At 44.9% G+C, this 18,071-nt stretch carries 19 protein-coding genes; 18 read left to right on the plus strand and 1 reads right to left on the minus strand.

The genetic code is table 11. The features are described 5' to 3' along the window. The first annotated feature begins 45 nt into the window (after positions 1–45). From nrfB to R7Z78_RS15555, 15 genes are all read left to right on the plus strand, one after another. Positions 46–648 (plus strand): cytochrome c nitrite reductase pentaheme subunit, encoded by a 603-nt coding sequence (gene nrfB, locus R7Z78_RS15485; protein ID WP_054866141.1) that lies wholly within the window; start codon positions 46–48, stop codon positions 646–648. A 1-nt stretch (position 649) separates the two neighbouring features. After that, positions 650–1,336 (plus strand): cytochrome c nitrite reductase Fe-S protein, encoded by a 687-nt coding sequence (gene nrfC, locus R7Z78_RS15490; RefSeq protein WP_104975451.1) that lies wholly within the window; start codon positions 650–652, stop codon positions 1,334–1,336. After that, positions 1,333–2,304 (plus strand): cytochrome c nitrite reductase subunit NrfD, encoded by a 972-nt coding sequence (gene nrfD, locus R7Z78_RS15495; RefSeq protein WP_005443386.1) that lies wholly within the window; start codon positions 1,333–1,335, stop codon positions 2,302–2,304. Before nrfC ends, nrfD begins: the two co-directional genes overlap by 4 nt. 9 nt (positions 2,305–2,313) lie before the next feature. After that, the gene (locus R7Z78_RS15500; protein WP_104975450.1) at positions 2,314–4,221 is read left to right on the plus strand and encodes a heme lyase CcmF/NrfE family subunit; all 1,908 of its coding nucleotides are present in this window, start codon (positions 2,314–2,316) and stop codon (positions 4,219–4,221) included. Further along, complete coding sequence (locus tag R7Z78_RS15505) at positions 4,199–4,732, plus strand: DsbE family thiol:disulfide interchange protein (protein WP_062730522.1); 534 nt, start codon at positions 4,199–4,201, stop codon at positions 4,730–4,732. Before R7Z78_RS15500 ends, R7Z78_RS15505 begins: the two co-directional genes overlap by 23 nt. Further along, positions 4,719–5,129 (plus strand): heme lyase NrfEFG subunit NrfF, encoded by a 411-nt coding sequence (gene nrfF / locus R7Z78_RS15510; protein WP_025767282.1) that lies wholly within the window; start codon positions 4,719–4,721, stop codon positions 5,127–5,129. The genes R7Z78_RS15505 and nrfF overlap by 14 nt, the downstream gene beginning before the upstream one ends. Before the next feature lie 145 nt (positions 5,130–5,274). After that, the gene (locus R7Z78_RS15515) at positions 5,275–5,451 is read left to right on the plus strand and encodes a hypothetical protein (RefSeq protein WP_020480909.1); all 177 of its coding nucleotides are present in this window, start codon (positions 5,275–5,277) and stop codon (positions 5,449–5,451) included. A gap of 271 nt (positions 5,452–5,722) precedes the next feature. After that, a complete protein-coding gene (locus R7Z78_RS15520; RefSeq protein WP_025767283.1) occupies positions 5,723–6,319 on the plus strand; it encodes a GTP cyclohydrolase II in 597 nt (198 codons plus the stop codon). A 174-nt stretch (positions 6,320–6,493) separates the two neighbouring features. After that, a complete protein-coding gene (locus R7Z78_RS15525; protein ID WP_053304295.1) occupies positions 6,494–7,756 on the plus strand; it encodes an imelysin family protein in 1,263 nt (420 codons plus the stop codon). 92 nt (positions 7,757–7,848) lie between these two features. Continuing rightward, positions 7,849–9,231, plus strand: a complete 1,383-nt coding sequence (locus R7Z78_RS15530) for a di-heme oxidoredictase family protein (RefSeq protein WP_005376848.1) — start codon at positions 7,849–7,851, stop codon at positions 9,229–9,231. Between the two features lie 10 nt (positions 9,232–9,241). Next, entirely contained in the window at positions 9,242–10,279 is a 1,038-nt protein-coding gene (locus tag R7Z78_RS15535; RefSeq protein WP_104975449.1) for an imelysin family protein, read from the plus strand. Beyond that, the gene (locus tag R7Z78_RS15540; RefSeq protein ID WP_104975448.1) at positions 10,260–11,342 is read left to right on the plus strand and encodes a DUF1513 domain-containing protein; all 1,083 of its coding nucleotides are present in this window, start codon (positions 10,260–10,262) and stop codon (positions 11,340–11,342) included. The genes R7Z78_RS15535 and R7Z78_RS15540 overlap by 20 nt, the downstream gene beginning before the upstream one ends. A 153-nt stretch (positions 11,343–11,495) precedes the next feature. Continuing rightward, entirely contained in the window at positions 11,496–13,037 is a 1,542-nt protein-coding gene (locus R7Z78_RS15545; protein WP_005376852.1) for a L,D-transpeptidase family protein, read from the plus strand. Positions 13,038–13,203: 166 nt separating this feature from the next. After that, positions 13,204–13,752: a DUF882 domain-containing protein gene (locus R7Z78_RS15550; protein ID WP_025998732.1), complete on the plus strand. Its 549-nt coding sequence runs from the start codon at positions 13,204–13,206 to the stop codon at positions 13,750–13,752. 129 nt (positions 13,753–13,881) lie between these two features. Then, complete coding sequence (locus R7Z78_RS15555) at positions 13,882–14,538, plus strand: MBL fold metallo-hydrolase (protein ID WP_054577695.1); 657 nt, start codon at positions 13,882–13,884, stop codon at positions 14,536–14,538. Between the two features lie 18 nt (positions 14,539–14,556). On the opposite strand, the gene R7Z78_RS15560 is transcribed toward R7Z78_RS15555, so the two are convergent. Continuing rightward, positions 14,557–15,222, minus strand: a complete 666-nt coding sequence (locus tag R7Z78_RS15560) for a DUF2982 domain-containing protein (RefSeq protein ID WP_005376857.1) — start codon at positions 15,220–15,222, stop codon at positions 14,557–14,559. Positions 15,223–15,495: 273 nt separating this feature from the next. Here R7Z78_RS15560 and R7Z78_RS15565 point away from each other — a divergent pair, with 273 nt between their 5' ends. From R7Z78_RS15565 to R7Z78_RS15575, 3 genes are all read left to right on the plus strand, one after another. After that, positions 15,496–15,900, plus strand: a complete 405-nt coding sequence (locus R7Z78_RS15565) for a hypothetical protein (protein WP_005376863.1) — start codon at positions 15,496–15,498, stop codon at positions 15,898–15,900. 414 nt (positions 15,901–16,314) lie between these two features. After that, the gene (locus R7Z78_RS15570; RefSeq protein ID WP_017636112.1) at positions 16,315–17,406 is read left to right on the plus strand and encodes a TRAP transporter substrate-binding protein; all 1,092 of its coding nucleotides are present in this window, start codon (positions 16,315–16,317) and stop codon (positions 17,404–17,406) included. Positions 17,407–17,521: 115 nt separating this feature from the next. After that, positions 17,522–18,061: a TRAP transporter small permease subunit gene (locus tag R7Z78_RS15575; protein ID WP_005376869.1), complete on the plus strand. Its 540-nt coding sequence runs from the start codon at positions 17,522–17,524 to the stop codon at positions 18,059–18,061. Positions 18,062–18,071 lie beyond the last annotated feature (10 nt).

Raw genomic sequence — 18,071 nt, forward strand, 5'->3', positions numbered from 1 at the left:
ATTGAGAATAGTTATCAATTATTATCGAGCTAAGGAAAGAACAATATGGGCAATATAAAATTGACCATAGAGACAATGCTGAAACTTCTCTTCGTCTTTGCCATCTATGGTTTCTCCATCGCCGCCCATGCGACTTCTTCAGAGCCAATTGATGGAGCTCAATCTGAGCGTCATCAAGTCGAGTTAATCCGTGACAGAGACTATAAATGTCTGCAATGTCACAAGGATGCCAAAGAGACTCTGAACCTTTCGCATGATCCTCAAGCGTTACTCAGTCAGGGTAAACAGCTTAATTGCACCAACTGCCATAGTAATATCGGTCCTGACCATCGAGAAGGCGCGCCTGATGTAATCAAGTTTTCAGCGGCTCAATCGAAAGCGGTGCACGACAAAGTGTTCTTAGACCCAAGCTTGATCCTCAAAGCGAACAGCCAATGTGTGGATTGCCACGCACCGACACAGCTGAGAGAAAGCCACTGGACGCACGATGTGCACGCCAAAAACCTCACTTGTTCAAATTGCCACGATGTACACGCAGCGAAAACCAAAGCGTTGTCGTACGACAGAAAACAACTGATCAAGCAGTGTGTGGATTGTCACTCTGAATTTGCCGTCGAACCTGAACTTGCCAAAGAAGAGGAGAGATAGCATGAAATGTTCGAGAAGAAACTTTTTAGCCGGCAGCGGCGCGTTGATTTTAACTACAGGCGTTGCAGGCACTTCCGTTGTTAGCTCCTCTCTCTATGCCAGCAACAGTGAACAAGCGAAACGCATGGGTATGGTTCATGATGAAAATGCCTGTATTGGCTGTACCGCTTGTACCGATGCTTGTCGCGAAGTAAATAAAGTCCCTGAAGGCGTAATGCGACTTAAAATTCATCGCAGTGAACCGATTGGCGAATTTCCAGATGTGGAATACCAGTTTACTCGCGAATCCTGTCAGCACTGTGATAACCCACCATGTGTGTACGTTTGTCCAACAGGCGCTGCATACAAAGATGAAGCGACCGGCATCGTGGATGTGCACAAAGAGAAATGTGTCGGATGTGGTTATTGCCTTGCCGCTTGCCCTTACCAAGTGCGCTTCTTTAATCCAGTCGATCACTCTGCGGATAAATGTAACTTCTGCCGTGATACCAACCTAGCGCAAGGTAAGCAGCCAGCTTGCGTGGAATCTTGCCCAACAAAAGCACTCATCTTTGGTGATTTGAATGACCCAACTAGCGAGGTGAGCAAAGCTATCGAAAGCCATGTTGTCTATCGCGATAAATCGCATTTAGGTACGCAACCTAAACTGTACAAAATTCCGCATAGCAAAGGGGAGGTGTCATCATGAACGGCTTCGAAAGTGCATTCCACTTTGACTCGTTAGTCTGGGATTGGATCATCGCGATTTACTTATTCCTTGCTGGGATGTCAGCAGGTGCGGTGATGATTTCTATCTATTTAAAACGCAAAGTGATTGAAGGTGATCCCGCAAACAACGGCATCATGAAAGCTATGGCTTGGCTTGCGCCATTTGGCATCATTGCTGGGTTGGTAATTTTGATTTTCCATTTAACCAAGCCTTTAGAGTTTTGGAAGATCATGATCTACTACAACCCAACGTCTGTGATGTCGATGGGCGTGATCTTGTTCCAAGTGTACATGCTGGTGCTGTTTGTTTGGATTGGCGTTATCTTCCGCCATCAAATCATCAGCTTCTGTGAAGGGAAGTTACCAAGCAAACTGCTGGATTTTGCCGATGGCATTTTGATTAAGGCGGGGAAAGCCAACAACGCCATTGAATTGTTCTTGGGCTTCTTAGCCATCGTGCTTGCAGCGTACACTGGCTTTCTATTGTCTGCATTGAAGACTTACCCAATGCTAAACAATCCAGTACTGCCAATCTTGTTCCTGTTCTCTAGTTTGTCCTCGGGTGCAGCGGCATGCTTGATGTTCGGCATCTTGGTGTTTAAAGAGTCGACCAGCAGCCCAAGTGTGTCTTGGGTACACGGATTTGAACGCCCAGTAGTATTGTTTGAGCTGTTTGTCTTAGTGACATTCTTTACTGGACTGATCTTCAGCGGTGGTCAGAACGAAGTCGCGGCTTGGAATGCTATTTCGAGTGGATTCTGGGCTCAATGGTTCTGGGTTGGCGTAGTGTTCATCGGCATGATTACGCCTTTGACTCTCAATTGGTTAACGCCTTCAGAAGTGCGCCACAAAGGCAGTTACGTTTTTGTGGTCACGACGTTGAGCTTGGTTGGCGTACTTATGCTACGTACTTTCATTCTCTATGCCGGTCAAATGACCATAGTGTAAGGGGGAAAAATGGAGGCTGAGCTAGGGTTCTTCTTACTGATATTGGTGGCTGTAACATCGACTTGTGCATCGTTGCTGCATTGGCTACGTCGTGCTATGGGTAAGAAGGCGACATTGCCGCATCAAGTCGCGATGTCCCACATCATTAGCTTAGCTTCCATCATTTGTTTAGCACTTCTGATCGTCTGCTTCGTGCAAGACAACTTCGCGTTGGAATATGTTGTTACGCATTCCAACAGTCAACTTCCCGTGGCGTTCAAAATTGCTGCCGCTTGGGGTGGGCACCAAGGCTCCATGTTGTTTTGGGTCGTCACCTTGAGTTTATGGGCGTCGTTTATTGCATTTAAGTCACCGCTCAACGCCCAATATACTTGTGACTGTTTAGGAATCATGAACGTTCTTATTGCGACATTTGCTTGGTTCACGTTAATGACCTCTAACCCGTTCGAGTATGCCCAAGTATTGGCGTCGGAAGGACGAGATCTAAACCCAATGTTGCAAGATGTTGGGCTTATCATTCATCCACCATTGCTTTATCTCGGTTATGTCGGTTACGCAGCAATATTAGCTTTTGCATTAGCAGCGCTATTGGGTAAACAACCGATGAGCGATTGGTATGTGGTTGCTCGAAGCGCAGCGTTTTTTGCATGGGGAACGCTCACGTTGGGTATCTTGGTGGGATCATGGTGGGCGTACAATGAGCTAGGGTGGGGCGGCTGGTGGTTTTGGGACCCTGTGGAGAACGCTTCTCTACTCCCTTGGCTTACTGGTACTGCTTTGTTGCACAGCGGTGTTGTCGCAACACGTAACAGAGGCGCAATTTGGAGCACCTATGCACTGGCGTTTGCTACGTTCAGCCTAAGCATTTTAGGGACATTCGTGGTGCGCTCTGGCGTGCTGACTTCAGTGCATGCTTTTGCGGTGGACCCAACTAAGGGTTTAGTGCTGCTTGGTGTATTGAGCTTGCTTATCATCATCACTTTTGGCGTATTGATTTTGCGAGGAGAACAACTCCCTCGCTTCAAACTTCAATCTCTAGCGAGCCGAGCTTACACTGCTTACATCGCCAAAGGGCTGCTGGTTATTGCGACTGCTATCGTTTTTCTTGGCACTTTTTATCCGATGGTTTATCAACTGCTCGGTTTAGGGAACATTTCAGTTGGCGCACCTTATTTTAATAGTCTGATCTTCCCATTAAGCATACTGGCTCTGATTTCCTTAGCTTTCACGCCGCTGCTGAAATGGACAAAAGGCACAGTGCCGAGTGTAAGCGCTGATATTGCGATCAGTATTGCGTTATCTCTTGTCTCTGGGATCGGGTTTATCTTCTTAGTGCACGCACTGCATTTCGAAGTATTGCTAACCATAACGTTGGCTACTTGGGTGATTGCGGCGCATCTCGTTATGCTGTTTCGTTGTTCCAATAAGCGCAAACTCATGCCAATCGTGATGGCACATATCGGTTTTGCGCTGGCGGTGAGTGGAGCTGTATTCAACAGTCACTACTCATATGAACACAATTTACGTGTCGAACCCGGCAGTTCTCAACAAAGGGCGGGGATCACTATCGATTATCATGGTATCGAATGGCTGGTGGGGCCAAACTACACCGCTGAACAAGGACAGATCACCTTGCACTTGGAAGATGGCCGCATGCTCAATTTCAACCCGCAAAAGCGTCATTACCCTGTGCGAGTGATGAATATGACCGAGCCTGCGATTCGTTCACTATGGCATGGCGATTATTACGTGACATTGGGTGACAAAGTCGATACTCATGCTTATGCGATTAAAGTTCAGTACCGCGCAGGTATTTGGTGGATATGGTCTGGCGGGCTACTAGCTGTGTTTGGCGCGCTATTAACCGGCCTAAAGAAAAGAAGAGAGGCTATCAATGCGATCGAGAAATACGCTTAAACTCGCAGGTCTGTTTGTGGCTGTTGCCGTGTTTGCTGTAGTAACTGCGGTGGCTTTGTCTGAGGGACCACATGTTGAATTGTCCCCACAACGAAATTTAGAGACACCTAATTTTCGCTCTACTTCTCTGATCTCTGATGACATGGTTTCTGAGCAGTTGTTCAAAAGCGACGGATATAAATTATTGAATGTTTGGGCATCTTGGTGCGGAGTATGCAAACGAGAGCATGAAGAATTATTGCAGTTAGCAGAACTCGGTGTGCCTATTATTGGGCTGAATTATAGAGATCAAAAACAAGCCGCTCGTGAATATTTGAGCTCTAAACGAAATCCATATATTGAAGTAATTAGTGACCCTAATGGAAAGCTCGCTGTGGAGCTAGGTGTTATCGGAACGCCGGAAACTTACTTGATTGATCCAAATGGTCGTATATTGATCAAATATCGTGGAGAGCTAACGGCAGATAAATGGAACGATATATTTTCAGGATACTTGAATGTTTCGATTTAATAATCTTCTCCTCACTTTAATCCTATTTATACTATTTTCTCCTTTCACGAGAAGTGCGGATATAGAACAGAATGTTGATCTGTTTGAATTTCATTCTGTTGAAGTGCAACAGCGTGCAACCTCGTTAGCCAAGACATTGCGCTGCCCGCAGTGTCAAAACCAAAACCTTGTCGAGTCTAATGCACAAGCGGCTAAAGACCTGAGGTTGAAAGTGTATACGATGGCCAATGAAGGCAGCTCAGATCAAGAAATAAAGGACTATCTAGTTGCTCGTTATGGGAATATTGTTCTGTATCAACCACCATTAAATTATTCCACGGCGCTGTTGTGGATCTTTCCTGTGCTATTTTTGATCTTTTTTGTCTTATATTCGATCCGAATGGTGAAGCGTAATTAATGTGACCATTATTCCACTATTAAAAATAAATTGTGCACTTAACAAGCAGAATGTTATCATTTTTCCGAATTTATGAAGTTTCCAGTATAAAGAAAATAAAAATTTTGAGCTGGATAAGTAATAAAAGAACGAATAGGTGCACGCAGTGGATTCAGTTATATTACAACTTAAAAAAGACTTCTATTCGCAGATTCGTGCATTGCAATCACCGAACCTGCCTCAAGTTACTTCAACGCTCGCCGTGTTGACCGACGAGGAAATCCAAGAACTCGAAGCAGTTTGGATTGAACTCGCCGTTTGGAAGCGCAGTCAGACCCATTAAAAGATAGACCAAACGACCTTCTTGAAACCCCAGACAAAATTTGTCTGGGGTTTTTTATTGTAGTTTTTTTAAATTGTTATAATATAACAATTGTTCAGTTGGAGAGTGGTTCTCTTTTGCTGTCTTGAGTGGATAACTGCCCTCAATTGTGATCTCTATATTGCAAAATGCGGTATCAGTCCCCATAGTTGAAGAGCAACGAGTAAATCCCATGAATGCAATAACGAAAACGCATCAAGCGCATCAAGCAATAAATCGAGTGAGTATAGATATGGCGGAAGTACGTGCCAGAGTAGATTTTAAAGTCGGGGCAAAAAGTAACATTGATGCCGAAATTCTGTCTTTCCATGGTCTGAAGACAGACAAAGAGCATGTTGCTATTATCTTTAAACAAGCGGACCAAACTCAGGACATGCCTTTAGTTCGTATGCACTCTGAGTGTTTGACAGGCGATGTGTTCCACTCTTCACGCTGTGACTGTGGTGAGCAACTAGAAGAGACGATCAATCGCATGGGCGAGTCCGGTGGTATCATCTTGTATCTCCGTCAGGAAGGTCGTGGTATTGGTTTGTACAATAAGATCGATGCATACCGCTTACAAAGCCAGGGCATGAACACGTACGAAGCTAACAACCATTTGGGCTTTGATGATGACCTGCGTGATTTCACAGAAGCAGCACAAATGCTAGAAGCTTTAGGCGTGAATAAGATCCGCCTCGTGACGAACAACCCTAAGAAAATTCGTGAGTTATCTGAGTACGGAATTGAAATTGGCGAGGTTGTCAATACCTCTGCACATATCAAAGATGGCAACGAAAATTATCTGAAGGCAAAAGTCTCTCACGGAAAACATGACCTAAAGGTTTAATCCTAAAGATAAAACTGACAATAAAGTCTGTGAAAAACCTCATTTTTATGAGGTTTTTTTGTATCTGGAGTTGCAAATAAATTGTAAATTTGTATTATCTCGAGACTAAAGTGCAAATAAGAATAATTAGCACTACCAATACGATAATTGAAAAGCTCAACAAGGATGCTTCAGATGAATGCAAAAAAAGTTTTAGTCCAATCTATTGCTGCATCACTCCTCATTGCCAGTGGTTCTACCGTTGCTGCCACAGTAACTAAACAACAAGTAGTCGAACATTACGCGGACGTTGCCCATGCTGTATTTGCTGATTCAGTAACAACAGCGAAAGCGCTTGATGTGAAAATCGACGAATTTCTACAATCACCATCAGCGAAAAAGCTTGAAGAAGTAAAACAAGCTTGGCTAGATTCTCGCGTGCCTTACCAACAGTCTGAAGTTTTCCGTTTTGGTAACGCGATTGTTGATGATTGGGAAGGTCAGCTGAACGCATGGCCACTTGATGAAGGTTTGATTGACTACGTAGCGGCTGATTACCAATACGAATTGGGTAACGAGGGCGCTGCTGCCAACATCATCGCGAACACAAGTCTGCAGATTGGTGCTTCTAAACTGGACGTTTCAAAAATCACTCCAGAATTGCTAGCGGATCTAAACGAAGTAGGCGGTTCTGAGGCAAACGTTGCATCAGGTTACCACGCGATTGAATTCTTGCTTTGGGGTCAAGACCTAAACGGCACTAACGCGGGTGCAGGTCAACGTGCTTACACTGATTTCGTCGTTGGCTCTGAGTGTACGAATGGTCATTGTGATCGTCGTGGTGAGTACCTAAAAGCGGCCGCTGATCTACTGGTTCAAGACCTAGAGTGGATGGAAAAGCAGTGGTCTGCAGAAGTGAAAGGCAACTACCGTGAAGAGCTATTGAACGAATCTGCTGACAATGGTCTTCGTAAGATGCTATTCGGCATGGGTTCTCTTTCTCTAGGTGAGCTAGCGGGTGAGCGCATGAAGGTGGCACTAGAGGCAAACTCGACTGAAGACGAACACGATTGTTTCTCAGACAACACGCACAACTCTCACTACTACAATGAGCAAGGCATCTACAACGTTTACACAGGTACATACAAAGGTGTAAACGGCAAAGAGCTATCTGGTCCAAGTATCGCTGACCTTGTTGCTCAAAAAGACAAGAAAGCCGCGACCGAAATTCAAAAGCAGTTTGATACAACACGTAGCCAAGTTGGTGAGCTAGTGACTTCTGCAGAGAAGAACAACCAGCACTTTGACCAACTTATTGCAGCGGGTAACGCACAAGGCAACGCGCTAGTAAACGACACCATCATGTCGTTGGTAGCACAAACCGGTGCGATTGAGCGTGCGGCAAGCATTGTCGGCATCGACAGCCTAAGCCCTGATACTGCTGACCACGAGTTTTAATAAGAAAACCATAATAAATAAGGGCTCTTTGTGAGCCCTTTTGACGTTTGAGCTCGTTGTTATCACCCTTGTTGTCTATGTAGAGCAATGATATGAAGCCATACCTAATTTCTGCGCTAGCCGCGATCCTTTCTTCTTCTGCCATGGCTTATGATGTTAAGTCTGGTGGCAAAACCAGTGTTAAAAAAGACGGCGCGAATGCCTATTCTCTTCCTGCTGCTAACTTGCCAATGAGCAAACGCCTCGACTTTAGCGTAGGTAACAGCTTTTTCCGTAACCCTTGGGTACAAGCGCCAGCGTCAACGGACGCTCGTGATGGCCTAGGCCCGCTTTTTAACACCAATGGTTGTCAGAATTGTCACATCAAAGACGGTCGTGGTCATCCGCCAGAGAAAGATGATTTACATGCCGTGTCTATGTTAGTGCGCTTAAGCATTCCTGCGATGACGCCAGAACAAAAGAAAGCTTACATCAAAGATGGCGGCATACCTGAGCCGACTTATGGTGGCCAGCTTCAAGATTTCGCTCTGCAAGATCAAACGCCAGAAGGCAAAATCGAAATCACTTACACCGATGTCCCAGTGAAATTTAAAGACGGTACGACGGTGACGCTAAGAAAACCTCATTTGAACATTACCGATCTGGGTTACGGCGATATGCACCCTGATACCGAGTTCTCAGCACGCGTGGCACCGCCAATGATCGGCCTTGGTTTGTTAGAGAGTATTCCCGACGAAACGCTACTTGCTTGGGCTGATGAACAAGATGCCGACAAAGACGGTATCTCAGGCAAAGTCAATAAGGTGTGGGATATTGAGAAGGACGACTTCTCGATTGGTCGTTTTGGCTGGAAAGCAGGACAACCGACGCTAATGCAGCAAAATGCAGCAGCATTTAATGGTGATGTGGGTCTTACGAGCCATTTATTCCCAAATGAAAACTGTACCTCGAAACAAAGCATTTGTGACGACATGCCAAATGGCGGCAAACCAGAGGTGAGTGAAAATATTCTCGACTTCGTAGAGTTTTACAGCCAACACTTAGCCGTACCTATTCGCCGTAACGTCAATGATCCTAACGTGAAACTTGGTCAGCAAATCTTTGCTGCGTCTGGCTGTGAAAGCTGCCACAAGACCAGTGTTAAAACGGCGAAACGACCAGAGTTACCAGCGCTTTCTGAGCAGCTTATCCACCCATACACAGACATGCTTTTGCATGACATGGGTAAAGGCTTAGCCGATAACCGTCCGGAATACTTAGCAAACGGCCGTGAATGGCGAACGGCACCGCTATGGGGCATTGGTTATACCGAAGAAGTAAACGGACACACTTACTTTCTACATGATGGCCGCGCTCGTAACCTGATGGAAGCGGTGTTGTGGCACGGCGGCGAAGCTGAAACGGCGAAACAAAATGTTTTAGCTCTGAACAAAAAAGAACGTGATGCTCTCATTGCGTTTCTGAACTCTCTATAAGGAAGCAACCATGAAAAAAACACTGTTAGTGAGTGCGATTGCCGCAACGTTAAGTTTGGTTGGTTGCCAATCGACCATCGGTTCGAGCGTTGCCAAGCCTGAGAGTACAAGTCATATTTCTCAAAGCGTGTACGAGGTTGAGTTTCAATCAGCTCAGACGTTTTTAGCGCAAACCACAGAACTTGAACAGCGCTTCGCGGATTACTGCGCATCAGAGTCGAAAGATGATGCACAAGTAAAACAGCAATGGCATCAAACGATGCTTGCGTGGATGGCATTACAAGGTCAAGAACGTGGCCCTGCTACGGCGTTGGAGCAAAGCTGGAATGTTCAGTTTTGGCCAGATAAAAAGAATACCACTGGTCGTAAAATGTCTGTACTGACGAAATCTGATCAAGCTTGGAGTGCAGAAGATATCTCCACCCAAAGTGTCACCGTGCAAGGTTTAGGTGCATTGGAATGGCTGCTTTACGATAAAGCGTCGACCTTATCTAGCAACGGCAATACTTGTGTGACAGGCGTAGCGATTGCAGAAAACCTCGATAACAAAGCGCAGATCATCGCGGATTCTTGGGCAGAGAACCCTTGGAAATCGCTAGAGATGACGGAATGGGAGTCTGAGTACATTTCACTGCTCTCGAATCAGCTTGAATACAGCATGAAGAAGTTGAGCCGACCGCTAGCGAAGATTGGTAAGCCTCGCCCGTATTTCTCAGAATCGTGGCGTTCAGAGACCTCGCTTTCAAACTTAAAAGCCAACCTTCAAGGGATGGAAGCGTTGTACTTTGCTAACGGGAATGGTCTAGATGCGCTACTTAGAGAGCAAGGCCATGCAGATCTCGCAGACCGTGTCGTTCATCAGTTTGAAATGGCGTTAGAAACTTGGCCAGAAGATAAGAGCTTGTTTGCTGCACTACAAACAAAAGAAGGCTATCGCATGGTGCTCGCTCAATACAATAAGCTAGAGCAATTGAAGTACCTGATTCACGAAGAAGTGGCGATCGAGCTTGGCGTAGTTATAGGATTTAATGCAACCGATGGTGACTGATCAAACCCGCCGAACCTTGCTGAAAGCCGCTCTATTCGGGGCGGCTACACCTATGATGCCATTTGGTTGTTCTTCAACAAGCTCACGTGAGCCTGCGTTGTTCGGCTGCTCTATCATTGGCCGAGACAAATTCGCAGCGGTGGTGGCGGATGAGCATGGTATGCCGCTATCTTCATTGCCGATTCCTGAACGTGGTCATGGTGTAGCAACGAACCAACAAGGCCACGCCGTAGTCTTTGGTCGACGACCTGGTACTTTCTTCATGGTATTTGATTTTCGCTCAGGGCAGATGATCAAACTGCAACTAGCAAAGTCAAATCGTCATTTCTATGGGCATGGCGTTTACTCCCATGACGGCACATTACTATTTGCCACAGAAGGTGAGAGGGGGACAAGCCGTGGGATCATTGGTGTTTATGATGTGCAGAAGCAATATCAAAAGATCGATGAGTTAACGGGTTTTGGTCTTGGTCCTCATGAAGTGATCATGATGCCTGATGGTGTATTGGCGATTGGCGTCGGTGGCGTACACACTAACGGTCGTGAACCTCTCAATCTTGATAGCATGAAACCCAGCCTGAGTTACCTTTCACAGAAGGGTGAGCTACTGGATCAAGTGTCTTTACCGGATCATAAGTTGAGTATTCGCCACTTAGCCCATGATGGTGCGGAAACCGTGCTTTGTGGTCAGCAATATCGTGGTGAGCCGGACGAGTATCCAGCTTTGATCGCCATGCACACGCGTGGTGGTGAAATGCAAGATCTTCAAGCTGAGCCTGAAGAGTGGGCGCGTTTCAATCACTACGTTGCGAGTATTGCAGCAACCGATGAATGGATCTTAGCCACTTCGCCTCCGGGCAGTTGTTATGGTATATGGTCTAAATCTACGGGCAAATTGGTCGAGCTAAGTGCGTTACCAGATGCCTCTGGTGTTGTGGTCTATGGCGATGAGTTCCGAGTCAGCTCTGGGGCGGGAAAAGTGGTAGAGCAAAGACCAGAGGAGTCAAAAAGTACCTTCGCAAGCGGAGTGCAATGGGACAACCATTGGTCGAGAATTATCTAGAAAGATCATTGAGTAATTACTTATAGAGAGTTTTGTTGTCGTTTTCGGCATCAGATTCTTAATTTTAAACCTGCAAGCTGTGAGATATTTGCCATACTTTTTATTATGGCAAGTAGCGCAAGGATCATTTCAGTGTTTGCTAGGGTTTTAATCATGACGGCACTTCTGGTGCCGTTTTGCAGCTTTTCCACCGTCGTTTCTCTCGAAGCTTCAGCGCAAGTCGAGCAAGAGGGAGCGGTACAAAAGCTGTCTGTAGAAAAAATGATCCATTATCCAGAGGTTATTGATCAACTGTATCAAAGCACCAATTACCGTTTGAACTGGGAAAATGAAAGTGATATTGAGCAGTTTCTTTTTCAAGTAAACCTGGTTGCACTTGCGGATGTCACCGATGAATTCGAAAATCAACTTCACCGGATAAACCAAGTAAGGTGGCAGGGAGATAATCTCGACTTCGATTTAGTGATGACAGACTCACTCTTGATGTACCTTAGTTATCTTGAGCAACTCCCCGAAGAAGGGATTAATTGGCTATTTACAGACAAAGCCCATGTTACGTTACCCGCTCCTAGCATCGATACTTTATCGGTTCTGAGTAATGAGATTACGGTTGGCAAACTTGGTCAGTTTTTGGCAAGTCTCCGGTCTCCATTACAAACAGATGATGCTTTCTACTCCGCCTATTCTTCGCTATCGGAACATTCTCAGTACCAATATCCTGCCTATCAACAAACTGGGCTAGCACGTGTTGGCGATATATTAGAAAACAGACCCCTATTGATTGAGCGAATGGAGATCGTAGGCGTAGATGTTTCTTACTTGGATTTAGTCACTGAAGAATATGACGAACAATTAGAGCTTGCGATAAAAGAGTTCCAGCGTATTCATGGTTTGAAAGAAGATGGCGTTATCGGCCCGAATACCATTCGATGGATCAACTTTTCTCCTCAAGAGCGATTGCATCTGCTGGCGTTGAATTCTGAGCGTTCAAGAATTTGGTCGAAAGAAAGGGATAATGTTGTCTTTGTTAACGTGCCTGGATACGAAGTCACGTATTGGCATGACGGTCAACCCTTGTTTGAGTCTAAAGTCGTGGTAGGGAGAGCATCAAGAAAAACGCCCATCATGTCGGTAGCACTGGATTCAGTTATTCTCAACCCAACTTGGAACGTGCCTTGGACTATCATGGTTAAAGACATTATTCCTAAAGTAAAACGTAATCCGATGTATTTGATTAACCATAACATTCAAATCATTCGGTCTTGGACTTCGAACGAAATTATTGACCCTACAACCATCAATTGGGCAACGGTGAATCCGAGAACATTTCCTTATCGTATGCGACAGGCGTCGGGCTTACAAAATGCACTGGGATTGTACAAGTTCAATATGCCTAACCCACAAGCTATTTATTTGCATGACACGCCAAGTAAGAACTTGTTTGAACAGGACAGACGCGCATTCAGCTCAGGATGTGTTCGTGTAGAACATGCAGACCAGTTAGCAGAACTTCTGTTCAAAACTCAGGGGTTGGAAGAACGTTTAGCGAAAAAGCGAGAAAGTTCTCGTCGGTCTAACACGTCAGTTCCTTTGGGAGAGCGCATTCAAGTACACATCATTTATCAAACAGCATGGTTGGAAGAGGGAACGCTTTACTACCGTGATGATATCTATAAGTACGATCACCGCAGTTGAAATCTTTAAGGAAAATTTACAAAACGAAGAATTCTCTTTTCGTTCAATAATTAATCAATAATTACTGCATCTGAAAATCAAGATGGAGCATTTTATGCATTTGACGTGACAAATGTGTTTGGTTAATGTCCACGACTTGTCTAGTTGTTGAGCACTGTATTTTGAAATGGTAAGTCGTAACTTTTCCCGCCGAGATTTCCTTAAAATGACCGCTGGTGGTGTGGTGTTGGTGTCTGCCCTGCCATCATTTTCTTGGGCTTCACTCCCTGACGAGCCACGTGCGCTGGCGATGAACAATCTTAATACTGGAGAGATCCTCGAAACATGCTATTTCGATGGAAAACGATACATTAATGATGAACTTCAAAGGCTGAATGAGTTTTGTCGAGACCATCGACGGAATGAGGTTCATCCGATGGATCGACGCTTGTTCGATCAAATAAGCCAAATTCAAAAGTTAATTGGTACAGAAGCAGAGGTGATCGTCATTTCAGGTTACCGTTCTCCTGCCACTAACGCCTCGCTGCGCAACGGGTCTTCTCGTGTAGCGAAAAAGAGCATGCACATGGAAGGAAAGGCCATTGATTTTCGTTTAGACGGCGTGAAGCTTTCAACGGTTCGTGATGCTGCATTAAGCCTAAAAGCCGGTGGCGTGGGTTATTATCCAGGTAGTAACTTTGTTCATATCGATACGGGAGCTGTTCGTTCCTGGTAGTGCTAGTTGAGACAAGGTTTCTAGTCTCAGAACGTCGTCGATTACCCACAGTTCAAAGCTTGAAGTCGCTAGGCCTTAGTGTCATAGTTGCGGCAGTTTTCACGCAAATTTATTCGGTATAGGTTATCTATGGCTCTGAAATACCAAGTTGTTCCAGTAACATCTTTCTCTCAAAACTGTTCTATTGTCTGGTGTGACGAAACCATGAAAGGTATTGTGGTTGACCCAGGCGGCGATGAAAAGCAGCTCGCTATGCTTATCAAAGAGCTGGGTGTTGACGTGGTAAACCTAGTGCTAACACACGGTCACTTGGACCACGTAGGTGGCACGCAGCCGCTGTCTGCACTGCTTGGCGGTACAGAGATTGTTGGCCCTCACAAGGCAGATAACTTCTGGTTGCAAGGTTTGGAAGGTCAGAGCCAAATGTTTGGTTTCCCGCTGACAGAAGCGTTTGAACCGCACCAATGGCTAAATGAGGGTGACACTGTCACTTTCGGTAATCAAGTGCTGAACGTATTCCACACACCTGGTCATACACCTGGTCACGTTGTGCTTTACAGTGAAGAAGCGCGTTTAGCGTTTGTGGGTGACGTTTTGTTTAACGGTAGCATTGGTCGAACTGACTTCCCACAAGGTGATTTCAATACGTTGATTAGCTCTATCAAAGAGAAATTGTGGCCTTTAGGCAATGATGTCACGTTTGTCCCTGGTCACGGCCCTCAATCGACTTTCGGTCATGAGCGTAAAACTAACCCGTTCGTTGCTGACGAGATGCCGCTTTACTAAAAGTGCGTGTACTAAGCATTATTCTGGCTCGGCGGCAGCTAAGTATCGCCGAGTCAGTCCCACAAAATCCTCAGCCTCACGATCTAGATCACTTGCTGATATAAATAGATCGTAGCCGTAGAAACCTCTCTGATACTTCATCCGGTTGGCGAGCATCGCTAACAAACCTTTGTACTCAATCCCATCTCTGTTTATATACGGTTTAGGGTCAAGCACCATATCCTCAAACTTATCTTCACACTGATTTTGTTTCGCGCCTAAGTAAAGCAGTGCTCGCTGGCTGAGGAGAATTTCTGTCGCTATACGAGGGCAGATTGAATTTAAGTAGGGTGAGTAGTGTTTTAGACGAATACCGATCCAAGGTAGCGGTTGGTGCCACCCTTCCTGTTGGTAGCTACAAATACCGATTGACTCAATATTTCGCCATCGGACGACCCAACCTCCTTTAAAAAGGTGTTGCTGAAAGTGAGAAGCTGTCAGCGTAAAAGTGACTTGGCTTTTCTTAATCATCAAGATGGCGAAACCAACGATTGCAGACATCAAAATGACCGACAACATGGCTTGCTTCCATCCCGGAGAAATGGCAACCAAAAACAAAGTGATGAGTGCAACGAGCAACAAAAGTATTCTGTTGATAGGGGAGTCGGGTTTGAAATGTGAATTTGTTAGGTGCAGCGTTTCCATGCTTATAACCTCATCGAATACTTGTCCAAAAATAAGTGGGTAGCTTTATGTGCATTGATTTGCATTTAAAATAAAACAAACCTCTGTTTTTATACCCAGTATTCAATAAATCCGTTCATAAAATATCTGATTAAATAGTAGACGTTCTATGCTTTGAGCGCATTTTTCATCGCGTTTCGCCGCTAAAACCTACAAATTGCTTGTGAATTTTGGTATAAAACGCGCTTCAAATTTTCATCCCTGCTGAGATGCAGTGAACTGGAGAAATATTCAATGAGACTTGCTCATAAGCGTAAAGTGCAGATGAAACTGCAAAAACGCATTAAAGCGACAGTAGCAAACTTAGCTGCAGCACCTAAAGCAGTGAAGCCTGTTGCGGAAAAAGCAGTAGCACCTTCTGTTGCTGAAAAAGCTGTTGCGGAGAAAGTAGTAGCTGATAAAAAAGTAGCTGCAGTGAAAACAGTTGATGTTGCCCTTACTCCTAAGCAACAACAAGTATTAGACATCGTTATGGCGAATGCTGAAGGTATTAACCCTAAAGGCATCGGTCTAGCTGCAGGTCAAGAAGATACTAAAGCGGCATCATGGGCTACTGGCGCACTAAAGAAGCTTCTTGAAGAAAACCTAGTTCAAAAAGAGCAGTTAGCAGGTAACAAAGTTATCTACAAAGCAGTTTAATTACCGCTACCGTTCTGGATTGAATACCTCGGCCGATGCCGAGGTATTTTTTTATCTTGGTATTGGAAATAATGCATTAAGTACTGACTTTAACACTACCAATAAGTGGTTTGTCACATTTTCTTAAATACTATGTAAATTTTTTGGCAGAAAAATACGTACGTATTGTCTTTTATTTTTATTCATAGATAAAAATATAATTTATTGATTTTGCTATTAACAGTCTTTTGTCATGACGATTGTCCTACGTACTTGTACGTAATACCTTAGGCTAATGCCTTATTGATGAATTACTCGCTTCCGTGTTCATGCCCATTTCGCATTAGACAACATTGTTACATCTTTTATACCGAATACAGCCAATCCTAATGAAATGGATGACAACAATAACCTTGGTGATAAAGGACGTGAACGATGAGTCTAATCCAAAAATCTTTAAAACGAGTGCTCAAAACAACCGCTGTCGCTGCCGCGATGGCACTCGCAGCGACTTCTGTAAACGCTGCTGAAAAAGTCTATCGTTTAAAGCTTGCTGAAACTTGGGGGCCTAATTTCCCAATTTTTGGTGATACCACAAAAAACATGGCCAAAATGGCGGAAGAGATGTCCAACGGACGTTTGCAAATCCGCATTGATTCCGCAAACAAGCATAAAGCGCCTTTTGGGGTGTTTGATATGGTTAAGTCGGGTCAGTATGACATGGGTCACTCAGCGTCTTATTACTGGAAGGGTAAGGTTCCAAACACACTTTACTTCACTTCTATGCCCTTCGGTATGTTGCCAACTGAGCAGTATGCATGGTTTTACTACGGCGGTGGTATGGAGCTGATGGAAAAAGTGTACTCTCCACATAACTTGATGTCTTTCCCTGGCGGTAATACCGATACTCAGATGGGCGGGTGGTTCCAAAAAGAGATCAAGTCCGTCGAGGACTTACAGGGTTTGAAAATGCGTATCCCAGGGTTTGCTGGTGAGATTTTGGCTGAGTTAGGTGCCAAGCCAACGAATATCGCCCCTGGTGAGCTATATACTTCTCTAGAGCGTCGCACAATTGATGCCTTGGAATGGGTTGGTCCATCGCTGGATCTACGTATGGGCTTCCACAAAATCGCGCCTTACTACTACACAGGTTGGCATGAGCCAGCGACTGAGCTTCAGTTCCTCGTTAACAAGCGTACCTGGAATCGTTTACCTGATGATCTAAAAGCGATTTTGCAAGTAGCCATGAAAACGGCCGCTTACGATATGTACACGCAATCGAAACACGAAAGCGGCAAAAACTGGGCATCTATTAAGTCTGAATACCCAAATGTTGAAGTAAAAGATTTCCCACCTGAAGTAGTAGCTGCGTTGCGAGAAGCAAACGATCGTTTGTTGAAAGAACATGCAGAAAAAGATGCTTTGGCGAAAGAGATTCAAGAGTCGCAAGCGAACTATATGAATCAAGTTCGACCATGGTCAGATATTTCGCACCGAGCGTACTTAAACAGTCAAGCTCAACAATAACGTTATGAAGCAGGCGATGCCGAGAGGTTTAGCCTGCTATCGAAGCCCAAGAAAACTTCATAATGAATGCTCCGCACCATAGCGGAGCGCATCTAAACGTTCCACGGAGTTCGGAATGAGAAGTCTTATTTATATTGAGCGATTATTTAACCGCTTTAGCGATTTCCTCGGATGGTTATCCAGCATCCTGTTTATTTTGTTGTTAGCAAACGTTGTGTACGACGTTGTCATGCGTTACGTGTTTAATGATGTGTCTATCGCATTCCAAGAAATGGAATGGCATCTATTCTCTGCCGTGTTCTTGCTTGGTGTGCCTTACGCAATTAAGTCCGGTGGCCATGTTCGCGTCGACATTTTTTATGAACGCTTATCTTACAAAGCACAATCCATCATCGACATCATAGGCACACTATTTTTCTTATTCCCTTTTTGCCTACTGGTAGCTTGGTTTGGTATTGATTTCGCCAAGGAAAGTTACGCGTTAGGCGAGACGTCTGGTGACCCAGGTGGCTTACCATATCGTTGGATTATCAAAGCGATGATTCCGCTGTCATTTTTCTTTATGGCGGTGAGTGGTATTGGATTGTTACTTCATTCAATCAACAAAATTGTCAACCCTCATCTCATCTATGCCGGTAATAACGGTAAGTCGTAAAAGGAAGTCA

Origin of the sequence: Vibrio sp. 1167, from assembly GCF_033340375.1 — a bacterium.
Taxonomy (GTDB): Bacteria; Pseudomonadota; Gammaproteobacteria; order Enterobacterales; family Vibrionaceae; genus Vibrio; species Vibrio alginolyticus.

Excerpts from the sequence above, each read along its gene's own strand:
- nrfB (WP_054866141.1), top strand. The coding sequence starts at position 46 with ATGGGCAATATAAAATTGACCATAGAGACAATGCTGAAACTTCTCTTC.
- nrfC (WP_104975451.1), top strand. The coding sequence starts at position 650 with ATGAAATGTTCGAGAAGAAACTTTTTAGCCGGCAGCGGCGCGTTGATT.
- nrfD (WP_005443386.1), top strand. The coding sequence starts at position 1,333 with ATGAACGGCTTCGAAAGTGCATTCCACTTTGACTCGTTAGTCTGGGAT.
- R7Z78_RS15500 (WP_104975450.1), top strand. The coding sequence starts at position 2,314 with ATGGAGGCTGAGCTAGGGTTCTTCTTACTGATATTGGTGGCTGTAACA.
- R7Z78_RS15505 (WP_062730522.1), top strand. The coding sequence starts at position 4,199 with ATGCGATCGAGAAATACGCTTAAACTCGCAGGTCTGTTTGTGGCTGTT.
- nrfF (WP_025767282.1), top strand. The coding sequence starts at position 4,719 with ATGTTTCGATTTAATAATCTTCTCCTCACTTTAATCCTATTTATACTA.
- R7Z78_RS15520 (WP_025767283.1), top strand. The coding sequence starts at position 5,723 with ATGGCGGAAGTACGTGCCAGAGTAGATTTTAAAGTCGGGGCAAAAAGT.
- R7Z78_RS15525 (WP_053304295.1), top strand. The coding sequence starts at position 6,494 with ATGAATGCAAAAAAAGTTTTAGTCCAATCTATTGCTGCATCACTCCTC.
- R7Z78_RS15530 (WP_005376848.1), top strand. The coding sequence starts at position 7,849 with ATGAAGCCATACCTAATTTCTGCGCTAGCCGCGATCCTTTCTTCTTCT.
- R7Z78_RS15535 (WP_104975449.1), top strand. The coding sequence starts at position 9,242 with ATGAAAAAAACACTGTTAGTGAGTGCGATTGCCGCAACGTTAAGTTTG.
- R7Z78_RS15540 (WP_104975448.1), top strand. The coding sequence starts at position 10,260 with ATGCAACCGATGGTGACTGATCAAACCCGCCGAACCTTGCTGAAAGCC.
- R7Z78_RS15545 (WP_005376852.1), top strand. The coding sequence starts at position 11,496 with ATGACGGCACTTCTGGTGCCGTTTTGCAGCTTTTCCACCGTCGTTTCT.
- R7Z78_RS15550 (WP_025998732.1), top strand. The coding sequence starts at position 13,204 with ATGGTAAGTCGTAACTTTTCCCGCCGAGATTTCCTTAAAATGACCGCT.
- R7Z78_RS15555 (WP_054577695.1), top strand. The coding sequence starts at position 13,882 with ATGGCTCTGAAATACCAAGTTGTTCCAGTAACATCTTTCTCTCAAAAC.
- R7Z78_RS15560 (WP_005376857.1), bottom strand. The coding sequence starts at position 15,222 with ATGGAAACGCTGCACCTAACAAATTCACATTTCAAACCCGACTCCCCT.
- R7Z78_RS15565 (WP_005376863.1), top strand. The coding sequence starts at position 15,496 with ATGAGACTTGCTCATAAGCGTAAAGTGCAGATGAAACTGCAAAAACGC.
- R7Z78_RS15570 (WP_017636112.1), top strand. The coding sequence starts at position 16,315 with ATGAGTCTAATCCAAAAATCTTTAAAACGAGTGCTCAAAACAACCGCT.
- R7Z78_RS15575 (WP_005376869.1), top strand. The coding sequence starts at position 17,522 with ATGAGAAGTCTTATTTATATTGAGCGATTATTTAACCGCTTTAGCGAT.